This is a genomic window from Agromyces sp. H17E-10 (genome assembly GCF_022919715.1).
Taxonomy (GTDB): domain Bacteria; phylum Actinomycetota; class Actinomycetes; order Actinomycetales; family Microbacteriaceae; genus Agromyces.
In genome coordinates this window covers 1,948,374-1,974,226 of the sequence record NZ_CP095042.1, presented here as the reverse complement: position 1 = coordinate 1,974,226, position 25,853 = coordinate 1,948,374, and the positions used below count along the sequence as shown (strand labels likewise).

The window sequence follows — 25,853 nt, the reverse complement described above, 5'->3', positions numbered from 1 at the left end:
CTCGAGGAGGCCACCCCGATGTCCCTGAATCGAACCAGCAGCGCCCGAATCGCCCCACGACGACGCAGCGTCGCGCTCGTCGCGGGCGCGGCCGCTGCGCTCATCGCGCTCACCGGCTGCACCGCCGGCTCATCGGACGAGAAGCCCACCGGCTCCGCCGAGTGGGAGATCACCGACACCACGCCCGCCCCGTCGGGTGACATCGACTCGTTCACGTGGGCGTCGTACGCCGAGCCGTACTCGCTCGACTACGCGTACGCGTTCGACTACGCCGACAACCAGGTGCTGTCGAACGTCTGCGAGTCGCTGCTGCGCCTGAACCCCGACTACACGCTCTCTCCCGGCCTCGCCGAGTCGTACGAGCAGACGAGCGACCTCACCTGGGTCTACAAGATCCGCGAGGGCGTGACCTTCCACGACGGCAGCCCCCTCACGGCCGCCGACGTCGTCGCCTCGATGAACCGCCACCTCGACCCGGCGGTCGGCTCGTCGTGGTACTCGGTCTACCAGAACGTGGCCTCGATCGAGCAGACGGGCGACATGGAGGTCACAGTCACGACGGCGATCCCCGACTCGCAGTTCAACCAGGGCCTCGGCGGATCCGCCGGTGTCGTCGAGTCGGCGAAGACCCTCGCCGAGAAGGGCACCGACTACGGCAACTCGACGGGCCTCGTCAACTGCACCGGACCGTTCGAGCTCACCGAGTGGAAGTCGGGCGAGTCCGTCACCCTCACCCGCTACGACGACTACTGGGACGACTCGCTGAAGGCCAAGTCGGGCGAGGTGAAGATCGTGTTCATGAACGACGCGAACGCCCGCACCAACGCACTCAAGTCGGGTGACGTCGACGGCGGCTACATGATCCCGGTCGACGCGATCGACCAGCTGCGGAACTCGGGCAGCGGCGACGTGTACTTCGGTCTCACCTCGGCCGTCTCGAGCCTCATCATCTCGAACCTCGACGGACCGCTCGGCGACCAGCGCGTGCGCCAGGCGCTGCTCATGGCGCTCGACCGGCAGGGCATCCTGGATGCCGCGCTGAAGGGCTACGGCGAGGTCACGAACGCGCTCACGACCGAATCCGTGTGGACGGGCGCGACCGATGCCACCCGCGACGAGGCGTTCAGCGGCCTCGAGGAGTACCCGACCGACCTCGAGGCGGCGAAGAAGCTCGTCGAGGAGGCCGGCGCGACCGGCGAGGAGCTCGTCTTCGCCACTGCGCCCATCGGCAACGACTTCAACGTGATCTCGCAGGCGACCGTCGCGGCCGCCCAGTCGATCGGACTCGACGCGAAGATCGAGACGGTGACGCCGAACGCCTACACGGCGCTGTTCAGCGACCCGAGCGCGCGCGAGGGCATCGACATGTTCTACACGGTCTGGTACCTCTCGAGCCCCGACCCGCTGGAGATGTACGGCGTGCTGCGCACGGGCGAGTTCAGCAACTACGGCAACTGGTCCGACCCCGAGTACGACGAGATCGCGACGCAGGCCGTCGGCACGTTCGACTCGGAGGAGCGGGCGAAGCTCACGAGCCAGCTGCAGCACATCGCGAACGAGCAGTTGCCGTGGCTGCCGCTGTTCACCGGCCCCATGACCATGTACATGAACGACCGCATCACCGGCGCATCGCCGTCGATCGCGTTCCTCTACTACCCGTGGGCGGCGACCATTGGCGCTCGATAGTTCCACCAAGGCGGTCGCCGCGCAACGCGCGGCGGCCGCCGGCCCCCGACCGGGCGGCCACGCGGCCGCCGCGGTGCGGCGGATCGCCGGCAAGCTCGGCAGCCTCGCGCTGACCCTGTTCCTCGCTTCGTTGCTCGTGTTCTTCTCGCGATTCCTCGTGCCGGGCGACCCCGTGACCTTCCTCCTGCGCGGCCGCAAGCCGAGCCCCGAGGCGATCGCGCAGGTCACCGAGCAGTACGGTCTCGACCTGCCACCCTGGCAGCAGTACCTGAACTGGCTGTTCGGCGCACTGCGGGGCGACTGGGGCCGATCGCTCCAGTACCGGCAGGACGTCTCGACGGTGATCGGCGAACGCCTGCCGGTCACGCTCATGCTCGTCGTGATGTCGGGCATCCTCATCGCGATCGTCGGACTCACCGCCGGTATCGTCGCCTCGCTCAACAAGGGCAAGGTGCTCGACCGGGCGACCCTCATCGGCCTGACGGTGCTGAGCGCGATCCCGTCGTTCGTCGGATCGATCGTGCTCATCGCGGTCTTCGCGGTGCAGCTCGGCTGGTTCCCGACGTTCGGTTCGGGAGAGGGCTTCGCCGACACCGTCTACCACCTCGTGCTGCCGTCGATCGCGCTCGCGATCGTGTTCGTCGTGCTCGTCGGCAAGGTCACCCGTTCGTCGATGGTCGAGCAGCTCGGCCGCGAGCACGTCGAGGTCGCCACGAGCCGCGGCCTCAAGCGCGGCACCGTCATCCGCCGCCACGTGTTCCGCAACGCGCTCGGTCCGATCCTCACCGTCTCGGGCGTGCTGGTCGCGGGCCTCATCGTCGCCTCGACGATCGTCGAGGCGGCATTCGGCATCGCCGGCATCGGCTCGCTGCTCGTGGCGTCGGTCGACCGCCTCGACTTCCCGGTGGTGCAGGCGATCGTGATGCTCGTCGTCACGACGTTCGTGGTCGTGAACGCGATCATCGACATCGCCGAACCCCTCATCGACCCGCGATCCGCCGCAGGAGCCAGTGCCAGATGACCGTCTCGAACAACACCCTCGCCATCGAGGTGATGCGGGCGCCGAAGCTGAAGCCCGCAAACGTCACGTTCGGCATCGCCGTGGGCGTCATCGCCGTGATGACCCTCGCCGCGATCTTCGCCCCGTTCATCGCGCCGTACCCGCCCGACGCGCTCGACTTCGGAGCCGTCTACGCGCCGCCGAGCCCCGAGCACTGGCTCGGCACCGACGGGCTCGGTCGCGACCTGCTCAGCCGCCTGATCTTCGGTGCGCGCACGGCCCTGCTCGGGCCGCTGCTCGTCGTCATCGGCTCGACGATCATCGGCATGCTGCTCGGCCTCGTCGCCGGTTGGCGCGGCGGTTGGATCGACGCGGTGCTCGGCCGCGTCTTCGACGTGCTGTTCGCGTTCCCGTCGCTGCTGCTCGCGATCATGGCGGTCGCGCTCTTCGGCAAGGGACTCGTCGCACCGGTGATCGCGATGAGCATCGCCTATGCGCCGTTCGTCGCCCGGCTCACCCGTGCGCTCATCAAGGCCGAGCGCACGCGGCCGTACGTGGCCGCCTACCGGGTGCAGGGCTTCAGCGGGCCGTGGATCGCGTTCCGCCGCGTGCTGCCGAACGTGACCCCGATCGTCGGCGCCCAATCGACCCTGAACTTCGGGTACGTGCTCGCCGAGCTCGCCGGCCTGTCGTTCCTCGGGCTCGGCGTCCAGCCGCCGACGCCCGACTGGGGCGCGATGATCAACGAGGCGCAGGCGGGCATCGTCGGCGGCCACTTCCTGCCCGCGCTCGAGCCCGCGATCTGCGTCGTGCTCGTGGTCGTGGCGTTCAACATCATCGGAGAAGAGCTCTCCGACCGCATCGGAGGGGCCCCCACCTCATGACGACACCGCCCCGCACGAGTCTGCTCGACATCGCCGACCTCACGCTCGACCTGCCGAACGGCACGCGCCTGCTCGACGGCATCTCGCTCACGGTCGAGGCGGGCGAGACGGTCGGCCTCGTCGGCGAGTCCGGGTCGGGCAAGTCGCTCACGGCGCGCACCGTGCTCGGCCTGACCCCCGATGCGTCGACCCTCGGCGGCCGCGTCGTGGTCGACGGCCACGACCTGGTCGGCGCGGGCAAGCGCGACGTGCTCGACGTGCGCCGCCACGCGGCCGCGATGATCTTCCAGGATCCGCGCGCCGGCATCAACCCGATGCGCACCATCGGCGACCACATGACCGAGACGTTGCGCCTCTGCGAGGGCAGGTCCGAGGCCGACGCGCGGGCGCGGGCGCTCGAGCTGCTCGCCGCCGTGCGGCTGCCGCGGCCCGAGGACCACCTCAAGCAGTTCCCGCACGAGTTCTCGGGCGGGATGCTGCAGCGCGTCATGATCGCGGGGGCGCTCACGAGTTCGCCGAAGCTGCTCGTGTGCGACGAGCCGACGACCGCTCTCGACGTGACGACGCAGGCCGAGATCATCCGCGTGCTCGTCGAGCAGCGGGCGAGCCGCGGCATGGGCATGCTCTTCATCACGCACGACCTCAACCTCGCGGCATCCATCTGCGATCGCGTGGTCGTCATGAGCAAGGGCCGGGTCGAGGAGACGGGAGATGCCCGCCGTGTCTTCTCGACGCCCACCGCCGACTACACGAAGCGCCTCGTGGCGGCGACCCCCACGGTCGCCGGCCCTGCTGCATCCGTCATCGAGATCGCGGATGCCGCTCCGGCGACGGCCCCGGACGCGTCTCGCGAGGCGGCCCCTCGAGCCGACTCCATGCTCGACGTGCGCGGCGTGTCGAAGACGTACCACCTGCGCGGCAAGCCGCCCGTCAACGCCGTCGCGGCCACCGACCTGCAGCTCGCTCGCGGCCGTGCACTGGCCGTCGTCGGCGAGTCGGGCTCGGGCAAGTCGACCCTCGCGCGCATGATCGTGGGACTCGAGGCACCCGACACCGGCGAGATCCTCATCGCCGGGCGCGACCGCACGGTGGCGCCGCGGTCGCGTGCGGAGCGCATCGCGCACGCCCGCAGCGTGCAGATGGTCTTCCAGGACCCGTACCTGTCGCTCGACCCGCGCATCACGGCCGGTCGGGCGATCGAAGACGGGCTGCGCCTGCACACCGACCTGTCGACGACCGACGCGCGGGCCAAGGTGGTCGACCTGCTCGAGCAGGTCGGCCTCGGCGCGCAGCACGCGCAAGCGCGTCCCCGCACGCTCTCGGGCGGCCAGCGGCAGCGCGTCGCGATCGCCCGGGCGCTCGCGATCGAGCCCGACGTGCTCGTCATGGACGAGGCGACGAGCGCCCTCGACGTCTCGGTGCAGGCGCAGGTGCTCGATCTCGTCGCGCGCATCCGGGCGGAGCGCGGGCTCACCCTGCTGTTCATCAGCCACGACCTCGCGGTCGTGCGGCGCGTCTGCGAGGAGACCGTCGTCATGCGGTACGGCGAGATCGTCGAGCGCGGCGAGACGGCGGAGCTGCTCGCGGCACCGCAGCATCCCTACACCCAGCTGCTCATCGACTCGGTGCCCAGACCCGACTGGGTGCCGGAGCCGGCCCGGCCCGTGGCATCCGCCTGAGGTCGTCGGCCGCTCGTCGTCGATGAGCCCACCGGGCCGCGTTTCCCCGGCCTGCACGAAGAACGGCCCCCGCGCTCGCGGGGGCCGTTCTTCGTACGTCTGGTGCGGGGGTCAGCCCTCGTTCACGGGGCCGGCCGGCTCGTCGTCGGCGACCCACAGCTCGTCGTCGGCGCGGAAGGTCTGCCAGACCGCGTAGGCCACGCCCGCGGCGGCCACGACGCCGGCGCCGATCGCGAGCCAGGTGCCCACGCCGGGGCCCTTCTTCTCCTCGACGACGACCGTGCGCGGCGACGCGACCCGCTCGAGTGCGTGGCGCACGCGGGTGTCGCTGGCGATGTCGCCGATCGCGAGGATCGACCCGAGCGCCGTGCCGAGGCCGCGCTGCGCGGTGTCGCCGGCCGAGCGGGCGTACCGCCCCGCGGTCTCCATGCCCGGGCGCACGTAGCTGTCGTACCCGGTGCGGACTCGCGGCACGACCTCTTCACGAGTGAGGTGCCCGAGCTGTCGGCTGGCCTCGCGAGCGACCGCATTGGCGTGCTCGAGCACGTTCTGCTGGTTTCCCCAGAGTTCCTCTGCGCTGCTTCGCAGACGCTTCAGTTCCTTCCGGCGCTTGCGTGACAGGCTCATCTCGTCCTCCATCGTCAGTACAGCGAACTCCTCCCATCTTGCCACCGAACCGGCTGTATGCGAGGTGGGAGTCGGAATACGGCATGCCCGTTGACGAATCCGCCCGTGACAGAATATGAGAATGCCGATTCACACCGCCGTCGCGACGATCAACACCAACCACGGCCCGATCAAGGTCGACCTCTACGGCGACCACGCGCCGAAGACCGTCAAGAACTTCGTCGGCCTCGCCACGGGCGAGATCGAGTGGACCCACCCCGCGACCGGTGAGAAGACCACCGCGCCGCTCTACGACGGGGTCATCTTCCACCGCATCATCCCCGGCTTCATGATCCAGGGCGGCGACCCGCTCGGTCAGGGCGTCGGCGGCCCCGGCTACCAGTTCGACGACGAGATCAACCCCGAGCTCGACTTCACCGAGCCCTACGTGCTCGCCATGGCGAACGCCGGCCGCGACCGCATGACGGGCGGCGGCACCAACGGTTCGCAGTTCTTCATCACCGTCGGCCCGACCACGTGGCTGCAGGGCAAGCACACCATCTTCGGCAAGGTCACCGACCCGGCGAGCCAGGCCGTCGTCGACAAGCTGGCCGCGGTCGCCACCGACGGCCGCGACAAGCCGCTCGACGACGTCGTGATCGAGACCATCACCGTCGAGCAGGTCTGATCCGCCGGTGAGCACGGAGCCTGCCGGGGGCGCCGACGCGGCCGACCGGTCGAACTACTGCTATCGGCACCCCGATCGGCAGAGCTTCGTGCTGTGCCAGCGCTGCGGGCGCACCATCTGCCCCGAGTGCATGACGCAGGGCGCCGTCGGCGTCATCTGCCCCGAGTGCATGCGCGAGCAGCGCGCGAGTGCGCCCCGCACCAAGCCGGCCGTGCTCACGCGCGCCCGCTCGGCGGCCGGGCGCGGCGCGCCGGTCGTGACGTATACCCTGATCGGCATCACGCTCGCGGTCTACCTGCTGCAGCTGATCCCCGGGCTCGGCGTCACGAACTGGCTCTACTTCACCCCGCTGGCGATGAGCGACATCGCGCTGCAGCCGTGGCGGTTGTTCACGACGATGTTCGTGCACTCCACCTCGCTGATCTTCCACGTGCTGCTCAACATGTACACGCTGTGGATCTTCGGCCAGCTGCTCGAGGGCCTGCTCGGCCGCTGGCGATTCCTCGCCCTCTACCTGCTGTCGGGACTCGCGGGCTCGGTCGGCGTGATCTGGCTGGCCGACCCGAACACCTCGGTGGTCGGCGCCTCGGGTGCCATCTTCGGGCTCATGGGCGCGTTCCTCGTCATCCAACGCCGGCTCGGCGGTCAGACGACCCAGCTGTTCATCCTGCTCGGCATCAACCTCGTGATCGGCTTCGTGCCCGGCTTCAACATCGCCTGGCAGGCCCATCTCGGCGGCCTCATCGGCGGTGCGGTCATCGGGCTGATCTTCGTCGAGACGCGCAAGCGCTCGCAGCAGGCCCTGCAGACGTGGCTGCTCATCGCCTTCGGCGTCGTGCTCCTGCTGCTGAGCTGCCGGTACCTCGTCTTCCCGCTCGCCTGAGTCCGAAGTTATCCACAGCACTCTCCACAGCTGTTGAGAGTTACACGCGTGTAATTGTCCGCACTTCAGCCGACACGCGGGAGAACGAAATCTCCACACCTGTGGATAACGGTGGGGAACCTGTGGACAAGCCTGAGGATGACCGGTGGACGGGCTGTGGGCAAACCGTCCCGCATCGCACGCGGGCCGGGTACGCAGAAGGGCGGATGCCGCAGCATCCGCCCTTCGCAGTGGGTCGAGCCGGCGTCAGCGCCAGCGGGTGGTCATGAGGAAGCCGATGAAGGCGATGCCGAAGCCGATGAGGATGTTCCACGAGCCGAGGTCGGCGATCGGGAAGCGGCCCTGGCTGACGTAGAACACGATGATCCAGGCGAGCCCGATCAACATGAAGCCGAACATGACGGGCTTGAACCAGACGGGGTTCGGCGCCTCCTCGCCGTTCGCCGCGGCTTCTGCGCGCGCCGGCTTCGATGATTTCGTACGTGCCATGCGGGAGATTCTAGCCGAGGCGGCCGTGCACTCGCAGCGCGCTCACGAACAGGCGCAATAGAATCGCTCGTATGTCCGAGTCGCTGCCCGACGGCCGGCGTGCTGCGCGGCGCACGTCGCGCGAACGCCACCGCGTGAGCGTCGTCGGCGTGCTCGGCGAACTCCTGCTCACCGCGGGCGTCGTGATCCTGCTCTTCCTCGGCTGGCAGCTGTGGTGGAACGACGCGATCATGAACACCCAGCAGTCGCAGGCGGCGGGTCAGCAGAGCTCCGACTGGGCCGAGGCCGCTCGCGCGCAGCGCGGTGACGGCCAGGCGCCCGCGCCGACGCCCGACCCCGGCGAGCCGGTGGTCGACACCACCGAGTACGGCAACGGCGAGGCGTTCGCGGTCATGTACGTGCCGCGGTTCGACAGCCCGGGCACGCACGACTCCGTGCGCAACATCGCGCAGGGCTACGGGCTCGACGTGCTCAACAGCTTCGACCTCGGCATCGGCCACTACCCGACCACCCAGATGCCGGGCGAGGTCGGCAACTTCGCGATCGCGTCGCATCGCAGCGCCTACGGCGGCGGCATGCACGAGATCGAGCAGCTGCAGCTCGGCGACCCGATCTACATCCAGACGAAGGACGGCTGGTACACGTACCGCTTCCGCGACTTCGAGTACGTGACGCCCGAGACGAGCGAGGTGCTCGCCCCGGTGCCGCACCACCCAGAGACCGCGCCGACCGACCGGATCATCACGCTCACGAGCTGCAACCCGCTGTACTCGACCGCCGAGCGCATCGTGGCGTACGGGGTGCTCGAGTCGTGGCAGCCCGGCGCCGACAACCCGCCGGCCGAGATCGCCTCGGTCGTCGCCGAATGGGGGCAGTGAGCATGTACGGAGCACTCTGGCGGGTGCTGCCCGGTCCGGTGTGGCTGCGCATCATCCTGCTGCTGATCCTCGCGGCGGCCGTCGTCTTCGCACTCTTCACGTGGGTCTTCCCCTGGGTCGACTCGGTCCTGAACCCGATCAACGTCACGGTGGAGCAATGACCCGGATCCTCGTCGTCGACAACTACGACAGCTTCGTCTACACCCTCAACGGCTACCTGCGAGAGCTGGGCGCCGAGACGGAGGTCGTTCGCAACGACGACTTCCCCGCGGCCGAGGTGCCGTCGCGCATCGCCGAGTACGACGGCGTGCTCGTCTCACCCGGCCCGGGCAAGCCCGCCGACGCGGGCGTCTCGATCCCCGTCGTCGAGGCGGCGCTCGCGAGCGGGCAGCCCATCCTCGGGGTCTGCCTCGGCCACCAGGCGATCGCCGAGGCGTTCGGCGGCGTCGTCACGAACGCCGAAGAGCTCATGCACGGCAAGACCTCCCGCATCGAGCACGACGGCAGTTCGTTCTACGAGGGCGTGCCGCAACCGTTCACCGCGACCCGCTACCACTCGCTCGCGGTCGTCGACGGCACCCTGCCGCCGTCGCTCGTCGTCACGAGCCGCACCCAGGGCGGCGTGATCATGGGCCTGCGCCACGTCGAGGCGCCCATCTTCGGGGTGCAGTTCCACCCCGAGTCGGTCCTCACCGAGGGCGGCTACCGCATGCTCGGCAACTGGCTCGCCGTCGCCGGCCTGCCCGAGGCGCGCGAACGTGCACAGCACCTGAGCCCGCTCGTACGCGCGAACGCCTGAGTCCCTCGGGTCTCCATTCGCGTCGTCGCCGCGCGCCGGCGCTCCTCGACCATCGGGAGTTCAGTCGCCTGCTCAGCCGGCGCAGTAGGTGAGATCGACTGCCGATCCCTGCGCCACCTCGCCGGGGGCGACCGACTGGTGCGTGATCGGCGAGCCCTCCTTGGTCGGGCACGAGGTGTCCTGCACGGGATTCACCTGCAGCTGGTGCGCGTCGTCGGTCAGCAGGCCCATCGCGGCGTCGAGCGAGACGCCGGTGACGTCGGGCATCTCGACCTTGCCGTTCGAGAGGGTGAACTCCACCGTCGAGCCCTTCTCGACCGACTTGCCCGCCTCGGGGTTCGTCGCGATCACGACGTCGGCCGGCACGGTCGGCGAGTTCGTGCGCGTCTCCTTGCCGGGGGTGAGCCCGGCGTCCGTGAGCGCCTTCTGTGCGTCGGCGAGCGACATGTTGACGGTGTCCGGCACCTTGACGGCCTCGCGACCGGTCGACACGAAGACGGTGATCGCCTGCCCCGCGTCGACGATTACGCCCTCCGCCGGGTCGCTGCCGATCACCTGGTCGGCGGGCACGGTCTCACTGTTCTGGTCGACCTCGGTCGCCGGCAGACCGAGCTTCTGCAGCTCTTCGACCGCCTGCTCGTAGGTCATGCCGGCGAGGGCCGGTACCTTGCGCGCACTCGACGGGATCTCCTGCGTCGGCTGCAGGTTGAACGCCCAGTACATCACCGCGATCACGATCACGACGACGGCCACGATGCCCGACCAGATCCAGATCGCCGGTGGGCGCCGCTGCGTGCGCGACATGGTCTCGTCCTCGGTGAGCTGGCGCAGGGCGAGCTCCGAGCTCGACAGCGACGCGGTGGGCGCGCCGAACAGCATGGTGGCCTGGTCGGGCTCCCGGTGCACGGGCACCTTGCCGGATGCCGCGGTGTCGACGTCGGCGCGGAACTCGACGGCCGTCTGGTAGCGCTGGTCGCGGTTCTTCGCGAGTGCGCGCATGACGACGGCGTCGAGCGCCGGTGAGACCTTCGGGTTGATGACGCTCGGCTTCACCGGGCGTTCGCTGACGTGCTGGTACGCGACCGCGACCGGGGTGTCGCCGCGGAACGGGGGCCGTCCGGTGAGCAGCTCGAAGAGCACGACGCCCGTCGAGTACAGGTCGGTGCGAGCGTCGACCGTCTCGCCCTTCGCCTGCTCGGGAGAGAAGTACGACGCGGTGCCGAGGATCGCGGTCGTCTGCGCGACCGTCGTCGACGAGTCGGAGACCGCGCGCGCGATGCCGAAGTCCATGACCTTGACCTGGCCGGTCGTCGTGATCATGATGTTGCCCGGCTTGATGTCACGGTGCACGACGCCGGCGCGGTGCGAGTACTCGAGCGCGGTGAGCACCCCGTCGATGACGCGCACGGCGGCCGTCGGTTCGAGCGGGCCGTCGTGGATGATGTCCTTGAGCAGGCGCCCCTCGACGTACTCCATGACGATGAACGGCAGCTGCACCTCGTGGCCCGAGGCATCCACGACGGTCTCTTCGCCGGCGTCGAAGACGCGCACGATCGTCGGGTGGGCCATGCGCGCCGCCGACTGCGCCTCCTGGCGGAACCGCATGCGGAACGCCGGGTCGGTCGCGAGCTGCGGCTTCAGGAGCTTGACGGCGACCTGGCGGCCGAGCCTCGTGTCGGTGCCGACGTGCACGTCGGACATGCCGCCGCGGCCGATGAGGGCGCCCACGCGATACCGTCCGGCGAGGACGCGTCCTTCATCGTTCACGGTGTGCGGCTCCCTTCATGCGGCGCGGCCGGGTTCGTCAGTGCTGGTTGCGGATGCCTCGTCGGTGCGTCAGCCGCCGATGCCGGTGCCGCCGTCGCCCGTGTCGGGGCCTTCGGCTCCGGCGACGACGACCTGCGTCGACGCGGCGGGCGAGGCCGGCGAGCTCGTCTGGCCGCAGAAGTACACGTACGTGACCTTGATGGTCGACTTGTCGGCCGCGTCGGCGTTCGCCGTGATCTGGGTCTCGGTCGTGTTGGAGTCGAACTGCTTCTGCGGAGCGGTCGCCGGTCCGTCGACGGTGATCGAGTAGCCGGAGAGGTTCTGGCCGGCGGGGCACTGCGCACGATCCCACGAGACCGTGAACTCCTCGCCGGGCTCGACCGTGTCGGGCATCGTCGGCGCACCCGGTGCGGTCGGCTGCTCGACGGCGGCGTAGTACGTGATCGTGATCTCGCTGTTGAGCGGCACCGGGCCGGTCGGGTTCACGTCGTACACCGTGCCGACCTGGGCGGGATCGGTCGCGGCATTGCCCTCGACCGCGTTCGCGACCATCTGCATGTCGGAGAGCTTCGCGCGCGCCTCGTCGACCGTGAGGCCGACGAAGTCGGCGGCGTTGATCTGCGCCGTCGTCGGGGCTTCTGACGTCGGGGGAGGCGGGGTCGGCGTCTCGCTGGGGGTCTGCGACTGCGTCGTGCTCTTCGTCGGCGTCTTCACCGGGTCCTTGTCGCCCTGGTTCATCGCGAGCGCGATGATCGTGCCGATGAGCACGATCGCGAGCAGGCCGATGAGCACGATGAGCGGCCACGTCCACGGGCTGCGCTTCTTCTTCTCGCCCTCTTCTTCGCCGTCGACGGGCTCGCCCTCGGGCGCCGCGGTGGGCAGCACCGTCGTGGCGGCGGTGGCGCCGGCCTGCGGCATGAGCATCGTCGCGGCGGTGAGTCCTGCTGCACCGAGCACGGCGGGCACGGCCGCGGCCGCCCCCTGCACGTCACCGCGGCGCAGTGCAGTCGCAGCGCGCGCGAGGTGCGCGGCCGACTGCGGACGGTCGGCCGGGTTCTTCGCGATGCACGAGTAGACCAGGTTGCGCACCGGCTCGGACACCGTGACCGGCAGGTCGGGCGGCGTCTCGTTGATCTGTGCCATGGCGATCGCGACCTGCGACTCGCCCGTGAACGGGCGGCGGCCCGCGAGCGCCTCGTACGCGACGATGCCGAGCGAGTAGATGTCGGTCGTCGGCGACGCCGGGTGGCCCGAGGCCTGCTCGGGCGAGAGGTACTGCACCGTGCCCATGACCTGGCCGGTCGCGGTCAGCGGCACCTGGTCGGCGATGCGCGCGATGCCGAAGTCGGTGATCTTGACGCGCCCGTCGGGCGTGATGAGCAGGTTGCCGGGCTTGATGTCGCGGTGCACGAGACCGGCCGCGTGGGCGGCCTGCAGGGCCGCGGCGGTCTGCGCGACGATGTCGAGCACCTTGTCGGTCGACAGCACGTGCTCGCGCTCGAGGATGGTCGACAGGGCCTCGCCGGGCACGAGCTCCATGACGAGGTAGGCGCTGCCCTCCTCTTCGCCGTAGTCGAAGACGTTCGCGATGCCCTCGTGGTTGACGAGCGCGGCATGACGGGCCTCGGCGCGGAACCGCTCGAGGAACCCGGGGTCGCCGAGGTACTCGTCCTTGAGGATCTTGATGGCGACCTGCCGGCCGATCACGAGGTCGGTGGCCTGCCACACCTCGCCCATCCCGCCGATCGCGATGCGGGATTGCAGTTCGTAGCGCCCCCCGAAGGTGAGCCCTGCGCTCGGTCTCATTTGTTCAGCACCGCCTCTAGTACCTGCTTAGCAACTGGTGCGGCAATCAGATTGCCGTACCCCTCCTGGCCCATTCCTCCGCCGTCTTCCACGAGTACCGTGATCGCGTACTGAGGATCGTCGGCGGGCGCGAATCCGGTGAACCACAAGGTATACGGGTCATCCTCGCCGTTCTCCGCTGTTCCGGTCTTACCGGCCACGCTGACGCCGTCTATTCTTGCATTACTCGCGGCCCCGTTCTCGACGCCGTTCACCATCATCTGCACCATGGTTCTGGCGGTCTCCTCGCTGATCGCGCGGCCGTACTCCGTCGCCTGGAACTCCTGCAGCGGACGGAAGTCGGGGGCCGTGATCTGGTCGACGAGGTTCGGGTTCATGACGATGCCGCCGTTGCCGATCGCCGCCGACACCATGGCCATCTGCATGGGCGTCGCACGCACGTCGCCCTGGCCGAACGCGGTGAGCGCGGTCTGCGCGTCGTCGAGCCCCTTCGGGTAGACGCTCGGCTCGGTGCCGGTGGGGATGTCGAACTCGTGGTCGAAGCCGAACTTCTCGGCCTGGTCGCGGATCGCGTTGTCGCCGAGTTCGACGCCGAGCTCGGCGAACGGGATGTTGCACGAGAGGCGCAGCGCATCGGCGAGCGTGACGGTCGCGCCGCCGCCGCAGGTGCCGCCGCCCGAGTTGCGCACGACCGACGTCGACCCGGGCAGGGTGTACTCGCCGGGGTTCGGGAAGGTCGACTCGGGCGTGTACTTGCCCGACTCGAGGGCCGCGGCGGTGACGACGAGCTTGAAGACCGACCCGGGCGGGTTCATGTCGCCGCCCGTGGCGCGGTTGTAGAGCGGATTGCTCGGGTCGTCGAGCAGCGCGTTGTAGGTCGCGAGCGCTTGCTCGCCGTCGTGCACGACGAGAGCGTTCGGGTCGTACGTCGGCTTCGTGACCATGGCGAGGATGCGGCCCGTCGACGGTTCCGTGAGGATGACCGCGCCCGTGTAGTCGCCGAGGGCGTCCCACGCGGCCTGCTGCGCGACGGGGTCGATCGCGACCTCGACCGAGGCACCCATCGGGTCCTGCCCGGAGATGAGCCGGTTGAGCTGGTCGAAGAACTGGCTCGACGACTGGCCGCTGAGGTAGTCGTTGAGCGAGCGCTCGATGCCCGTCGCCTCGCCGTTGACCGGGATGTACCCGGTCACGGGTGCGTACAGGGGCCCGTTCGAGTAGACCCGCTGGAACCGGTAGAAGTCCTTCGACGGCTCCGAGTAGGCGATCGGGTCGCCCTTCACGAGGATCGGCCCGCGCTCGACGGAGTAGCTCTCGTAGAGGGTGCGCGAGTTGCGCGGGTCGGCGGCGAGCGAGTCGGCCGACACGAACTGGATGATCGTCGAGGCGACGAGCAGCGTCAGGAACATGGCGAGGGCGAGTACCGAGACCCGCTTCAATTCGCGATTCATCCGTCGATCACCAGCCTCGGGTGGTTGCGAACCGTATCGGACAGGCGCAGGAGGAGCGCCACGATCATCCAGTTGGCGACGAGCGACGAGCCACCGGCCGCGAGGAACGGCGTCGTGAGGCCCGTGAGCGGGATGACGCGGGTCACGCCGCCGACCACGATGAAGACCTGGAGGGCGACGACGAACGAGAGGCCGACGCCGAGCAGCTTGCCGAAGTCGTCCTGGCCGGCGAAGCCGATGCGGAACCCGCGCGCCACGAACAGCAGGTAGAGCGAGAGGATCGCGAAGATGCCGGCGAGGCCGAGCTCCTCGCCGAGCGAGGCCATGATGTAGTCGCTCTGCGCGACGGGCGTGATGTCAGGTCGGCCCTGGCCCCAGCCGGTGCCGATGAGCCCGCCGTTCGCGAGGCCGAACAGGCCCTGCACGAGCTGATAGCTGCCGCCCACCTCGGCATCGAACCGCGCCGGGTCGAACGGGTTCAGCCAGTTCGCGAACCGGTTGCCGACGTAGTCGAGGAGCTGGCTCGCGATGATCGCTCCCGCGAAGAACAGCGAGAGCCCGAGCACGACCCACGAGATGCGACTCGTCGCGACGTAGAGCATCACGAGGAAGAGTCCGAAGTACAGGAGGGCGGTACCGAGGTCGCGCTGGAAGACGATGACGGCCATCGACAGCGCCCACACGATGAGCAGCGGGCCGAGGTCGCGTGCGCGCGGGAACTTCATGCCGAGGAACTTCGTGCCCACCATCGAGAGCGAGTCGCGGTTGCGCACGAGGTAGCCGGCGAAGAACACGGCGAGGGCGATCTTCGCGATCTCGCCGGGCTGGAAGCTGGCGACGTCGCCGATGCCGATCCAGACCTGCGCGCCGTCGTGCGACTGCCCGAGGCCGGGCACGAGCGGCAGGAGCAGCAGCACGATCGCGGCGAGCCCCGACACGTACATGTACTTGAACAGCACCCGGTGGTTGCGGATCACCACGATCACCGCGATCGCGCAGATGATCGCGATCGCGCTCCAAGCGATCTGACGCACGGCGGCGCTCTCCCAGCCGGCGTCGTCGTTCGCGATGTCGATGCGGTAGATCATCGCGATGCCGAGACCGTTGAGCACGGTCGCGATGGGCAGCAGGAAAGGGTCGGCGTCGCGGGCGACGAACCGCATCGCGAAGTGCAGGCCGAACACCAGCAGCGAGAGCCCGGCGCCGAGCAGCACGAGCTGGGTGTCGATGCGGCCGAGCGCGCCGAGCTGCACGAGCACGATCGCGGAGGCGTTGATGACGCAGGCCACGGCGAGCAGCCAGAATTCGAGGTTGCGCAGCTTCTGCGGCATCCGGATCCGGCGCACGCCGCTCGGAGGCGTCGCCGGCCGTGACGTCGAACCGCCGTCGCCGCTCGTCACGACGCCGTTCGGGTTCGACGGGCCCACCGGGCGGTCGGAGCGGTCAGTCAAGGGACGCCTCCAATCGCTCCACGATCTGGGATGCCTCGGCGAGGGACCCCGCGCTGATGGTCTGCTCGACGCGCTGCTGGTCGTAGGTGCGCAGCTCGGAGACGTCGATGTCGGTCTCGCGGTGCAGTTCGTGCAGCGAGATCGGGCCGAGGTCCTGCTGGATGCCCTGGAAGATCGCGACACGACCGTTCGACTCGCCGACGTAGTAGCGGGTCTGCGTCCACTGGTAGCCGAACACGACGGCGGCGGCGATCGCCGCCACGAAGAGCGCGATCCACACGCCCCAGACGATGCGACGGCGACGGTGCCGGCGCTCGTCCTCCTCGATGAGCTCGTCGAAGTAGTCGGCCGAGTCGGGCTCGAAGTGGGTCTCCTGCACCGGGTGCGGCCGGAACGGCGTGAGGCGGATGCCGCGGGGCTTCGGCGCTTCGACGGCCGTGCCGAACGCGAGCGGTGCGGCGGCCGAGCCCACGATGAGCGGCGGCGTCGCGGGTGCGGCGGGCTCGCCGATGTCGACCACGACGACCGTCACGTTGTCGGGAGCGCCGCCGTCGAGGGCCGCCTTGACGAGCCGATCGGCGATCTGCTTCGCCCCCGCGTCGGCCGACATGAGCTCGTGGATGTCGTCGAACGCGACGACGCCCGAGAGCCCGTCGGAGCAGAGCATCCACCGGTCGCCCTCGCGGGTGTCGAGCACCATCTGGTCGATCTCGGGCGACGCCTCGACGTCGCCGAGCACGCGCATGAGCACCGAGCGGCGGGGGTGCACCATCGCCTCCTCGGCGGTGATGCGGCCGGCGTCGACGAGGCGCTGCACGAAGGTGTGATCGGTCGAGATCTGGCTCAGCTCGCCCGAGCGCAGCAGATAGATGCGCGAGTCGCCGATGTGCGAGATCACGACGCGGTCGCCGAGGTGCACCATCGCGCTCACGGTCGTGCCCATGCCGGTGAGCTCGGAGTGCTCGGCGACGGTCTCGGCGAGGCGCCGGTTCGCCGCGATCAGCGCGCCCTCGAGGGCGGCGGCGGCCTCGGGCGGGCTCGCGTAGTCGACGTCGGCGTCGGCGATGCGACGGGTGGCGATCGCGCTGGCGACGTCGCCGCCCGCGTGGCCGCCCATGCCGTCGGCGACGAGGAACAGCCGGCGTCCGGCGTAGCCGGAATCCTGGTTGTTCGAGCGGATGCGCCCGACATGCGAGACCGCTGCGCTCGCCTTGACCGCCGGCATGGCCTACCGCCGCAGCTCGAACGTCGTCGCGCCGACCTTGACGGTGGCTCCGAGCGGGATGGGCGTGGGCACGGTCACTCGGGAGCCGTTGAGGAAGGTGCCGTTGGTCGAGTCGAGGTCCTGGATCATCCACCGGCCGTTCCACAGCATGAGCCGGGCGTGGTGGGTCGAGGTGTAGTCGTCGCGGATGATGATCGCCGAGTCGCTCGACCGGCCGATCGTGATCTCATCGGTGCCGAGCGGGAACTCGGTGCCCGACTTCGCCCCGTTCGTGATGACGAGGCGCCGGGCGTTGTCGCTCGAGGCGAGCTCGCCGTTGCCACCGCCCTGCGGGGTCGTCGTGACGGCCTCGGTGGGCGCGGCGGGCGAGCCCGTGACGGGCGACGTGGGGAACGCGCTCGCCGCCGGGGCCGCGGGTGTCGCAGCGGCCGCGTCGGGCTGGAGCTTGCGGACGCGCTGACCGAAGAGGTCGCTGCGCAGTGCGTAGACGATCGCGAAGATGAACACCCACAGGAGCAGCAGGAATCCGAGCTGGAGGACGAGGAGGGTCAGTTCGCTCATTCGGCCGGCCCCCAGAATCCGCCCATGTCGTGTCGACGGGTGGCCGGCGCGGGATCGCCGCCGCCGGCGGCCTGGGCGAGCACGCGGAACACGATGCGCGATCGTCCGATCGTGATGACGGAGTCGGGGGGCAGGATGGCCTCCTTCACGGGGGCGCCGTCGAGCTGGGTGCCGTTCGTGGAGCCGAGGTCGCGCACACGGGCGCGCGAGCCGTCCCACTGGACCTCGGCGTGCCGGCGCGAGGCGCCGGAGTCGTCGAGGGTGACGTCGGCCTCGGAGCCGCGGCCGATGACCGTGCGGCCCTTGATGATCGGGTAGCGCCGGCCGTTCACGTCGAGCACGGGCGTCCAGGCGACCTGGCCCTTCACGTTCTGCGAGTCGACCTGCACCATGCCGACGCTGAGGCCCTCGTCGGCTCGCAGGGCGATCGTGATGCCGCCCGCGAACTGGAAGTGCTGGCTCGCCGCGTGCTTCTGCACGAGGTCGACGAGTTCGTCGATCAGGGCCGGGCCGAGCGCCGACATGCGCTCGTGGTCGGCGGGCGACATGCGCACGGTGAAGTTGTTCGGCACGAGCACGCGGTCGCGCGAGACGACGGCTGCCTTCGTGTCGACCTCGCGCTTGAGCGCCGAGGTGATCTCGACCGGTTGCAGCCCCGAACGGAAGGTCTTCGCGAACGCGCCGTTGACGGCGCGCTCGAGACCTTTCTCGAAGTTGTCCAGTAGGCCCACAGGTCTCCCGATTCCGGTGTCTGACTTCGCGTCATGTTAGCGCGAGCGGCTGGAAACACCCCGGATCAGTCGATCGGGATGACCGATTCGATGTCGTCCGCGTCGAGTGACAGCGTCGGGATCGATGCCGTGAGCAGGGTACCGTCGGCACGGCGCGTGCCCGCGACATCCTGCATCGTCGGCGAGCCGTAGAGCCGCGGACCCTGGCCGTCGAGCGGCACCGACACCGGGGAATCCGCGGTCACGGTCACCTCGGTGCCCCGCACCGAGACCGCTGCCGACGTGCCCGACTCGATCGTGAACGCGATCGCATCGGGGGTGAGCTCGACGCGCATGCGCGTGCCGAGGAGCGTCAGCCGGAAGGTGAGGCCCGACCAGCCGTCGGGCAGGCGCGGGTCGAACGTGAACCGGCCGCCGTGGTCTCGGAACCCGCCGAACCCCGACACGAGCGAGGCCCACACGCCGCCCGTCGAGGCGACGTGCACGCCGTCGGACGCGTTGTGGTGCAGGTCGGCGAGGTCGACGAACAGGGCGGAGCGGAAGTATCGCATCGCGAGCTCGTGGTAGCCGACCTCGGCCGCGACGATCGACTGCACGACCGCCGACAACGTCGAGTCGCCCGTCGTCAGCGGGTCGTAGTACTCGAAGTTCGCGCGCTTGGCCTCGGCCGTGAACCGGTCGCCCTGCAGGTAGAGGGCGAGCACCACGTCGGCCTGCTTGAGCACCTGGAAGCGGTAGATGACGAGCGGGTGGTAGTGCAGCAGCAGCGGCCGGCGGTCGTCGGGCGTGTTCTCGAGGTCCCACAGCTCCTTCTGCAGGAACGCCGAGTCCTGCGGGTGGATGCCGAGCTGCTCGTCGTACGGGATGTGCATGTGCGCCGCCGCCCGTCGCCAGCTCGCGACCTCGGCGGGGGTCACCCCGAGCCGGTCGACGAGACGGTGGTAGGCCGCCGCGTCACCCACCTGCAGATTGTCGACGGCGGATGCCGCGGCCGCGAGGTTCGCCCGAGCCATCACGTTCGTGTACAGGTTGTCGTTCACGACCGTCGTGTACTCGTCGGGCCCCGTGACGCCGTGGATGTGGAACACGTCGTCGGCGTTCGACCGCCAGAAGCCGAGGTCCTCCCACATGCGAGCCGTCTCGACGAGGATGTCGATCGCGCCGCGTCCGAGGAAGTCGGTATCGCCGGTCGCCGCGACGTACTGGCAGAGCGCGAAGGCGATGTCGGCGTCGATGTGGTACTGCGCGGTGCCCGCGGCGTAGTACGCGCTCGACTCGAGACCGTTGATCGTGCGCCACGGGAAGAGGGCGCCCCGCTGGTTGAGCTCGAGCGCCCGAGCACGCGCCGCGTCGAGCATGCGCTGACGGAACCGCAGCACGTTGCGGGCGACGATCGGCGCCGTGTAGGTGAGGAACGGGAGCACGTAGATCTCCGAGTCCCAGAAGTAGTGGCCGCCGTAGCCCGACCCCGACACGCCCTTCGCGGCGACGCCGCCGCCGTCGGTGCGTGCGGTGGCCTGGGCGAGCTGGAAGAGGTTCCACCGCGTCGCCTGCTGCAGCATCGGCTGGTCGGCGATCTCGACGTCGGAACGGGCCCAGAAGTCGTGCAGCCACGAGCGCTGCTGCGCGAAGAGCTCGCCCGTGCCGAGCTCGGCTGCGCGGTCGAGCGTGCGGTCGCAACGGTCGGCGAGCTCGCGCGCGGGCACCTTGCGGGCCGTGTGGTAGCTGATCGTCTTGGTGATGCGGATCGGCATGCCCTGCTTCGCCTGCACCCGGTACACGTGCTTCGCGAGGTCGTCGCCGATCGTGCCGGTCTCGGTGAACGGGTTGTCGGTCGTGATCGCGTGCTCGGCGCCGATCGCGATCGTCATGCTCGAGTTCGTCGTCTGGTAGCCGAGCATGTACCGACCGCCGGCGGAGCGGCTGATGCGCGGCTGCAGCACCCGGTCGATGAACTGCTCGGCCTTGCGCGGGTCGAACGCCCCGGGCGTCTGGGCCTCCTGCTGCACACCCGAGCGGTACTCGTCGCGGCCGTCCTGCCGGTTGAGGATCTGGCTCGAGATCGTCACGGCGGCGTCGGCGTCGAGCAGCTCGACCTCGTAGTCGACGACCGCGAGGTGCCGGTCGGTGAAGCTCGTCATGCGCCGGCTCGTGATGAGCACGCGCTTGCCCGCCGGCGTGCGCCACTCGATCGAGCGGCTGAGCGCGCCGAGCCGGAAGTCGAGGCGCCGTTCGTAGCTCAGCAGTTCGGCCTCGGTGAGCACGAGCGGTTCGTCGTCGACGTACAGCCGGATGATCTTCGCGTCGGGCGCGTTGACGATCGTCTGGCCCACCCGGGCGAAGCCGAACGCCTCCTCCGCGTGGCGGATCGGCCACGTCTCGTGGAACCCGTTCACGAACGTGCCGTGCATGTGGCCGTCGCGGCCCTCCTCGACGTTGCCGCGCAGGCCCAGGTAGCCGTTGCCCACGGCGAACAGGGTCTCGGTCCGACCCATGTCGGAGTCGCCGAACTCGGTCTCGACGAGCGCCCACTCGTCGACCGGGAACCGGCTGCGGTTCAGGGGGTCGTCGTCGGCGAACCTCATTCGGTGTCCTTCCGGTTGCGCTGGAGATCGGGGATCAGCTCGTCGAGCTCGTCGACCACGACGTCGGCGCCGAGGCGCAGCAGCACGTCGCGACCGACGCCGCGGTCGACGCCGACCACGAGGCCGAAGTCGCCCGCCGCACCCGACTTGACGCCGGACTCGGCGTCCTCGACGACCGCGCACTCGGCGCCGGGCAGGCCGAGCAGCTCGGCCGCCCGCTCGTAGGTGTCGGGCGCCGGCTTGCCCGGCAGCCCATCGCGGGCGGCGACCGCGCCGTCGACGACGACCTCGAACCGGTCGGCGATGCCGGCGGCCTCGAGCACGGACGGCGCGTTCTTCGAGCTCGAGACCACGGCCACGAGGCATCCGGCGGCCTGCACCGCGTCGAGGAAGGCGACGCTCGCCGGATACGGGGCGACTCCCTCGTCGGCCAGCGTCTCGTTGAAGGCGGCGTTCTTGCGGTTGCCGAGCCCGCAGACCGTCTCGGCCTCGGGAGGGTCCGTGGGTTCACCCTCGGGCAGGTGGATGCCGCGGCTCTCGAGCAGGCTCCGGACGCCGTCGTAGCGCGGCTTGCCGTCGATGTACGAGAAGTAGTCGGCGTCGGTGTACGGCGCAGCGCCCTGCGCCTCGAGGTACGGGGTGAAGAGCCGCGACCACGCGTGCATGTGCACGATCGCGGTCGGGGTGAGCACGCCGTCGAGGTCGAAGAGCCAGCCGCGGATGCCGCTGGGGTCCGTCGTTCGGACGGGCGAGTCGTCGGGTCGTGGGTTCTGGGTCACGGGGCGCTCCTTTCGTCACGTCGGTCGGTGGGCGCCGGTACCCGGGATTCCGATGCTATTCCCGCCCGGCGGCCGGGCGCGAGGTGCGGTCGGGACTCGGAGCGGATGCCAAGGTCTGCCGCTGCCCGCCCTCGAATGGAGTTGTGGGCCGCGAGATGTTAGGCTCTCGTGGCTGGACGCACTTCGGTGCGACCACATTCGCGCGAGTGGCGGAATTGGCAGACGCGCTGGCTTCAGGTGCCAGTACTCGCAAGGGTGTGGGGGTTCAAGTCCCCCCTCGCGCACCACCACGAAGAGCCCCCGTGACAACGGGGGCTCTTCGTCGTTCAGGGCTCGCCGGTCGCGGCTACTTCGCGAGGAACGCGAGCAGCGCCTCGGTGACCTCGTCGCCGTGCGTCCACAGCAGGCCGTGGGGCGCGCCCTCGATCTCGACGTAGTCGGCCGACGGGAGTCGCTTGACGAACTCGCGGGCGGTCGCGTCGATCGGGAGGATGCGGTCGGCGGTGCCGTGCAGGATGAGGCTCGGCACCTCGACCTTCGCGATGTCGTCGCGGAAGTCGGTCAGCCACGACTGCACGACCGCCGACGAGGCGAACCAGGAGGCGCCTGCCGCCGTGTTCCAGCTCGCACGGACGGCGGCCTCGCCGATGCGGCTGCCGAGCGTCTCGTCGAGGTTGTAGAAGTCCCGGAAGAAGTCGTCGAACCAGGCGTACCGGTCGGCCTTCGCGGCCTGCTCGATGCCGGCGAAGACCTCGCCGGGGACGCCGGTCGGGTTGTCGTCGGTCTGCAGGAGGAACGGCTCGAGCGAGGCGAGGAAGGCGGCCTTCGCGACGCGCTCGCCGCCGTAGGTGCCGAGGTAGCGGCCGACCTCGCCGGTGCCCATCGAGAAGCCGACGAGCACGACGTCGCGCAGGTCGAGCTTCTCGAGCACCACGTGGAGGTCGGCGGCGAACGTGTCGTAGTCGTAGCCGGTGGTGGGCTGGCTCGACTTGCCGAAGCCGCGGCGGTCGTAGGTGATCACGCGGTAGCCGGCGTCGAGGAGCGCCGCCGCCTGCTTCTCCCAGGATGCGCCGCTGAGCGGGTAGCCGTGGATGAGCACGACGGGCTGCCCCGAGCCGTGGTCCTCGTAGTAGAGGTCGATGTTCTGGGAGTTCTCGGTTCCGACGGTGATGTACGACATGGCGCCCTCCTGGCTTCCGTTCACTTCTAACTGGAATAACGATTTGATCCGGTTAGTTCTGGTGGAAGCAACGCTATAACCCCACAGCTATTCCATGCAAGTTAGAATTTCGGTAACACCGGATGAACCCGAGGAGGCCGCATGATCGAGCCCACCGAGAACGCAGGACTGCTGCTCGACCTCGTGAATTCGCGGCTCGTCTACGGCGACCGGGTCGACGACGAGCTCGACGACGAGCGCGGGGCCTCCTGGCTGCGAGCCCACGGCGTCCCTGCCGAGGCGGCCGATCTCGCCGACGCACGCGAGGTGCGAGACGCGCTCGTCGCCGTGCTCCGCGGCCGCAGCTCGCCCGAAGCGTTCGAGCCGTGGCTCGACGAGATGACCCGTCGGCCCGAGCTCACCGCCGACGGCGGGATCGTCTGGCGCGATCGCGACGGCGCCGGTCGCCGCGTCGGCGGTGCGGCCATCCGAGAGTGGGCGGAGCTGCAGGCGCCGTCCGGATCCCGCATCCGGCCGTGCGCCGCCCCCGACTGCCAGCACTTCTTCATCGACACGAGCCGGGCGAACGCCCGAAGGTGGCATTCGATGGAGACCTGCGGCAATCGGGAGAAGGCGCGTCGACACTACGCGAAGACTGCGGTCTGAGCCGAGCCGACTCCGGGCCCTCCGTTCGATGCATCCGATCCGTCGACCGGATGATTGGATGGGCTCCTGCCGAATTCCGGCGGACCGTTCACATCGAGGTGAGATGACCGACTTGAATGCAGGGCCGGCCGAGGCGACCCGGCCGACCGGACCCGCGGCGGACGACGAAGCCGCCGCAGCCGCGGCGCAGGCAGCGGAGTCGCCCGAAGCTGCTCCAGAAGCAGCGTCCGAAGCGGCTCCCGAAGCCCTGCCGGGGGAAGACCCGGAGGTGACCGAGGATGCGCCGGCTTCGCGGCCGCGGCGATCGCGGGGAGTGATCGTCGTGATCTGCGTGCTTGCGGTCGCACTGCTGGCCGCGATCGCGGGCGGCGTCTGGTACTACCTGCAGTTGCAGGATGCGGAGGACCGCATCGACGAGCAGCAGCAGCAGATCGACGAGCAGCGCGACCTCATCGAGCAGAAGGAGACCTTCGGTGCGGCGATGGACGGGCTCGTCGAGTCCGCGGCGAAGTTCGACGGCGTGCTGATGGCGTCGGTCGTGCCGTGGGAGGACTACCACCGGCTCGCCGTGCAGTCGTGGGTGCATCGCTGGGACGCGGCGGCGATGGCCGACGACACGGAGGCAGTCGAGCGCGCCGCGGCCGAGCTCGAGTCGCGCTGGAGCGCCGCGCAGACGCAGGCGACGACGAACACGACGGGATCGACGTACGAGTCGGTCATCGATCGCCTGTCCGGCGGATTCGTCGAGTCGAAGATCGAGGGCGCCGTGCAGCTGTGCGACGCGGACGGCGGCGGCGACCGCGATCTGCTCGGGTGCGTCATCAGCGACGACCCGTACCTCGTGCACTTCGACTCGGCGGCGAACGCCCTGCCGTACATGACCGACGAGCTGCGCACCGGAATCGCGTACCACGAGTTCGCGCACGTGCTGCAGTTCACCAACCCCGTCGCCACCGCCGATGCCCTCGAGGCCTTCGACGGTGACAACGAGGTGATGGCCGACTGCTTCGCCCTCACCTACCTCGACGGATGGAAGCTCGACCACCGCATCTGGACGAGCGACTACGAGTACTGGGACGTGAACATCGGCTACGGCAAGACGTGCACCGGCCCGCAACAGCAGGCCGTGCGCGACTGGTACGGACGCCTCGGCGTCGAACTGAAGCCGATCTCGAGCGGCGCCCTCACCTGACACCGACGACGACTACTCGCGCTCGATCGGCAGCCAGAGCTCGGTCGTCGCGGTGCTGAAGTCGTCGGCGCGCTCGAGCACGGCCACGATCGACGGGCCCGGCCGCAGCCGCCACGGGTTCGACGGGAACCACTCGGTGGCCGTCGCGGCCCACGTGTCCTGCAGGGCGGCGGGGTAGGGGCCCGAGGTGCGGAAGACGACCCATTCGCCCGCAGGCACCTCGATCACATCGAGATCGGCGGGCGGAGTCGCATCCACCGACAGGGCGACGCCGTGCAGGTAGGTGAGCTCGCTGCCCTCGACGTAGTCGGGGTCGACGTCGGCGCTCACCTGCAGGAGGCCTGCGGGCTCGGTGTCGCCGAGCGCCTTGAGGCGCGCGTGCTCGGTGGGCGGCAGCGACGCGATGTGCGCCTGGATGTGCGGATTGACGCCCTCGTGAATGAGGGGCACGCGCGCGGCGCGCCCCACCAGGTGGAAGGCCGGTCGGTCGGCGATGCGGGTGTCCATGGTGAAGTTCCCTTCGACGGTCAGGCGGAACCTGAGTTTCGGTTGCGTGCGAAGGGGTCCGCCGTGGCGCCTGACGTCGGAGGGGCTCGAGCCGTGCACCGCACGGAACGCCCGCCCGAACGCCTCGGTCGAGCCGTACCCGTACCGGACCGCGATGTCGAGCATCGGCTCGCCCGCGGCGACGTCGGCCGCCGCGACGGTCATGCGCCGGCGGCGCACGTACTCCGACAGCGGCATGCCGGCGAGCGACGAGAACATGCGACGCAGGTGGTACTCGGTCGTGCCCGCGCCCTGCGCGAGCGCGGCGAGGTCGAGCTCCTCGGCGAGGTGCGCCTCGACGGTGTCGACGAGGCGGTTGAGGTCGGCGATCACGGGTTCTCC

General features: G+C 69.7%; 24 protein-coding genes and 1 tRNA gene. 12 read left to right on the top strand and 13 right to left on the bottom strand.

What is annotated here, in order from left to right; genetic code table 11:
- Positions 1 to 18: 18 nt before the first annotated feature.
- From MUN74_RS08830 to MUN74_RS08815, 4 genes are read left to right on the top strand one after another with little or no spacing between them, the layout of a single operon-like run.
- Positions 19 to 1,686: an ABC transporter substrate-binding protein gene (locus MUN74_RS08830; protein ID WP_244856107.1), complete on the top strand. Its 1,668-nt coding sequence runs from the start codon at positions 19 to 21 to the stop codon at positions 1,684 to 1,686.
- Positions 1,673 to 2,707 (top strand): ABC transporter permease, encoded by a 1,035-nt coding sequence (locus MUN74_RS08825; protein WP_370647370.1) that lies wholly within the window; start codon positions 1,673 to 1,675, stop codon positions 2,705 to 2,707. The genes MUN74_RS08830 and MUN74_RS08825 overlap by 14 nt, the downstream gene beginning before the upstream one ends.
- A complete protein-coding gene (locus tag MUN74_RS08820; protein ID WP_244856106.1) occupies positions 2,704 to 3,570 on the top strand; it encodes an ABC transporter permease in 867 nt (288 codons plus the stop codon). The genes MUN74_RS08825 and MUN74_RS08820 overlap by 4 nt, the downstream gene beginning before the upstream one ends.
- Positions 3,567 to 5,249 carry a dipeptide ABC transporter ATP-binding protein gene (locus MUN74_RS08815; protein ID WP_244856105.1) on the top strand — a complete coding sequence of 561 codons (1,683 nt, stop codon included), beginning with the start codon at positions 3,567 to 3,569 and terminating at the stop codon, positions 5,247 to 5,249. The genes MUN74_RS08820 and MUN74_RS08815 overlap by 4 nt, the downstream gene beginning before the upstream one ends.
- A 111-nt stretch (positions 5,250 to 5,360) precedes the next feature.
- On the opposite strand, the gene MUN74_RS08810 is transcribed toward MUN74_RS08815, so the two are convergent.
- Positions 5,361 to 5,876, bottom strand: a complete 516-nt coding sequence (locus MUN74_RS08810; protein WP_244856104.1) for a hypothetical protein — start codon at positions 5,874 to 5,876, stop codon at positions 5,361 to 5,363.
- Positions 5,877 to 5,997: 121 nt separating this feature from the next.
- On the opposite strand from MUN74_RS08810, the gene MUN74_RS08805 reads away from it, so the two are divergent.
- Both MUN74_RS08805 and MUN74_RS08800 read left to right on the top strand, forming a co-directional pair.
- Positions 5,998 to 6,543 carry a peptidylprolyl isomerase gene (locus MUN74_RS08805; protein ID WP_244856103.1) on the top strand — a complete coding sequence of 182 codons (546 nt, stop codon included), beginning with the start codon at positions 5,998 to 6,000 and terminating at the stop codon, positions 6,541 to 6,543.
- 7 nt (positions 6,544 to 6,550) lie between these two features.
- On the top strand, positions 6,551 to 7,426 hold the full coding sequence (locus tag MUN74_RS08800) for a rhomboid family intramembrane serine protease (protein ID WP_244856102.1): 876 nt from the start codon (positions 6,551 to 6,553) through the stop codon (positions 7,424 to 7,426).
- Between the two features lie 246 nt (positions 7,427 to 7,672).
- Here the strand turns inward: MUN74_RS08800 and MUN74_RS08795 are convergent, their stop codons facing one another.
- A complete protein-coding gene (locus tag MUN74_RS08795; protein ID WP_244856101.1) occupies positions 7,673 to 7,915 on the bottom strand; it encodes a cell division protein CrgA in 243 nt (80 codons plus the stop codon).
- Positions 7,916 to 7,986: 71 nt separating this feature from the next.
- Between MUN74_RS08795 and MUN74_RS08790 the strand changes: the two genes are divergently transcribed.
- From MUN74_RS08790 to MUN74_RS08780, 3 genes are read left to right on the top strand one after another with little or no spacing between them, the layout of a single operon-like run.
- Entirely contained in the window at positions 7,987 to 8,793 is an 807-nt protein-coding gene (locus MUN74_RS08790) for a class E sortase (protein WP_244856100.1), read from the top strand.
- Positions 8,790 to 8,954 carry a hypothetical protein gene (locus MUN74_RS08785; RefSeq protein ID WP_244856524.1) on the top strand — a complete coding sequence of 55 codons (165 nt, stop codon included), beginning with the start codon at positions 8,790 to 8,792 and terminating at the stop codon, positions 8,952 to 8,954. Before MUN74_RS08790 ends, MUN74_RS08785 begins: the two co-directional genes overlap by 4 nt.
- Positions 8,951 to 9,592, top strand: a complete 642-nt coding sequence (locus tag MUN74_RS08780) for an anthranilate synthase component II (protein WP_244856099.1) — start codon at positions 8,951 to 8,953, stop codon at positions 9,590 to 9,592. The genes MUN74_RS08785 and MUN74_RS08780 overlap by 4 nt, the downstream gene beginning before the upstream one ends.
- A gap of 72 nt (positions 9,593 to 9,664) precedes the next feature.
- Here the strand turns inward: MUN74_RS08780 and pknB are convergent, their stop codons facing one another.
- The 9 genes from pknB to MUN74_RS08735 all read right to left on the bottom strand — a co-directional run bounded on the left by pknB (position 9,665) and on the right by MUN74_RS08735 (position 21,948).
- Positions 9,665 to 11,293: a Stk1 family PASTA domain-containing Ser/Thr kinase gene (gene pknB, locus MUN74_RS08775; protein WP_244856400.1), complete on the bottom strand. Its 1,629-nt coding sequence runs from the start codon at positions 11,291 to 11,293 to the stop codon at positions 9,665 to 9,667.
- A gap of 135 nt (positions 11,294 to 11,428) precedes the next feature.
- Complete coding sequence (locus MUN74_RS08770) at positions 11,429 to 13,165, bottom strand: protein kinase domain-containing protein (protein WP_244856098.1); 1,737 nt, start codon at positions 13,163 to 13,165, stop codon at positions 11,429 to 11,431.
- Positions 13,162 to 14,616 (bottom strand): peptidoglycan D,D-transpeptidase FtsI family protein, encoded by a 1,455-nt coding sequence (locus tag MUN74_RS08765; protein WP_244856097.1) that lies wholly within the window; start codon positions 14,614 to 14,616, stop codon positions 13,162 to 13,164. The genes MUN74_RS08770 and MUN74_RS08765 overlap by 4 nt, the downstream gene beginning before the upstream one ends.
- Positions 14,613 to 15,947: an FtsW/RodA/SpoVE family cell cycle protein gene (locus MUN74_RS08760; protein ID WP_244856399.1), complete on the bottom strand. Its 1,335-nt coding sequence runs from the start codon at positions 15,945 to 15,947 to the stop codon at positions 14,613 to 14,615. Before MUN74_RS08760 ends, MUN74_RS08765 begins: the two co-directional genes overlap by 4 nt.
- 112 nt (positions 15,948 to 16,059) lie before the next feature.
- The gene (locus tag MUN74_RS08755) at positions 16,060 to 17,292 is read right to left on the bottom strand and encodes a PP2C family protein-serine/threonine phosphatase (protein WP_244856096.1); all 1,233 of its coding nucleotides are present in this window, start codon (positions 17,290 to 17,292) and stop codon (positions 16,060 to 16,062) included.
- 3 nt (positions 17,293 to 17,295) lie between these two features.
- The gene (locus MUN74_RS08750; RefSeq protein WP_244856095.1) at positions 17,296 to 17,853 is read right to left on the bottom strand and encodes an FHA domain-containing protein FhaB/FipA; all 558 of its coding nucleotides are present in this window, start codon (positions 17,851 to 17,853) and stop codon (positions 17,296 to 17,298) included.
- Positions 17,850 to 18,584 (bottom strand): FhaA domain-containing protein, encoded by a 735-nt coding sequence (locus MUN74_RS08745; protein WP_244856094.1) that lies wholly within the window; start codon positions 18,582 to 18,584, stop codon positions 17,850 to 17,852. Before MUN74_RS08745 ends, MUN74_RS08750 begins: the two co-directional genes overlap by 4 nt.
- 65 nt (positions 18,585 to 18,649) lie before the next feature.
- Positions 18,650 to 21,169 carry a glycoside hydrolase family 65 protein gene (locus tag MUN74_RS08740; RefSeq protein WP_244856093.1) on the bottom strand — a complete coding sequence of 840 codons (2,520 nt, stop codon included), beginning with the start codon at positions 21,167 to 21,169 and terminating at the stop codon, positions 18,650 to 18,652.
- Entirely contained in the window at positions 21,166 to 21,948 is a 783-nt protein-coding gene (locus tag MUN74_RS08735) for an HAD family hydrolase (protein WP_370647368.1), read from the bottom strand. The genes MUN74_RS08740 and MUN74_RS08735 overlap by 4 nt, the downstream gene beginning before the upstream one ends.
- Positions 21,949 to 22,148: 200 nt before the next feature.
- Between MUN74_RS08735 and MUN74_RS08730 the strand changes: the two genes are divergently transcribed.
- Positions 22,149 to 22,235: transfer RNA gene (locus tag MUN74_RS08730), tRNA-Leu, on the top strand.
- A 59-nt stretch (positions 22,236 to 22,294) separates the two neighbouring features.
- Here the strand turns inward: MUN74_RS08730 and MUN74_RS08725 are convergent.
- Positions 22,295 to 23,128, bottom strand: a complete 834-nt coding sequence (locus tag MUN74_RS08725) for an alpha/beta fold hydrolase (RefSeq protein WP_244856092.1) — start codon at positions 23,126 to 23,128, stop codon at positions 22,295 to 22,297.
- A 141-nt stretch (positions 23,129 to 23,269) separates the two neighbouring features.
- Here MUN74_RS08725 and MUN74_RS08720 point away from each other — a divergent pair, with 141 nt between their 5' ends.
- Positions 23,270 to 23,773: a CGNR zinc finger domain-containing protein gene (locus MUN74_RS08720; RefSeq protein WP_244856091.1), complete on the top strand. Its 504-nt coding sequence runs from the start codon at positions 23,270 to 23,272 to the stop codon at positions 23,771 to 23,773.
- Between the two features lie 322 nt (positions 23,774 to 24,095).
- Positions 24,096 to 24,965: a hypothetical protein gene (locus MUN74_RS08715; RefSeq protein WP_244856090.1), complete on the top strand. Its 870-nt coding sequence runs from the start codon at positions 24,096 to 24,098 to the stop codon at positions 24,963 to 24,965.
- Between the two features lie 12 nt (positions 24,966 to 24,977).
- On the opposite strand, the gene MUN74_RS08710 is transcribed toward MUN74_RS08715, so the two are convergent.
- Positions 24,978 to 25,844 carry an AraC family transcriptional regulator gene (locus tag MUN74_RS08710; protein ID WP_244856397.1) on the bottom strand — a complete coding sequence of 289 codons (867 nt, stop codon included), beginning with the start codon at positions 25,842 to 25,844 and terminating at the stop codon, positions 24,978 to 24,980.
- Positions 25,845 to 25,853 lie beyond the last annotated feature (9 nt).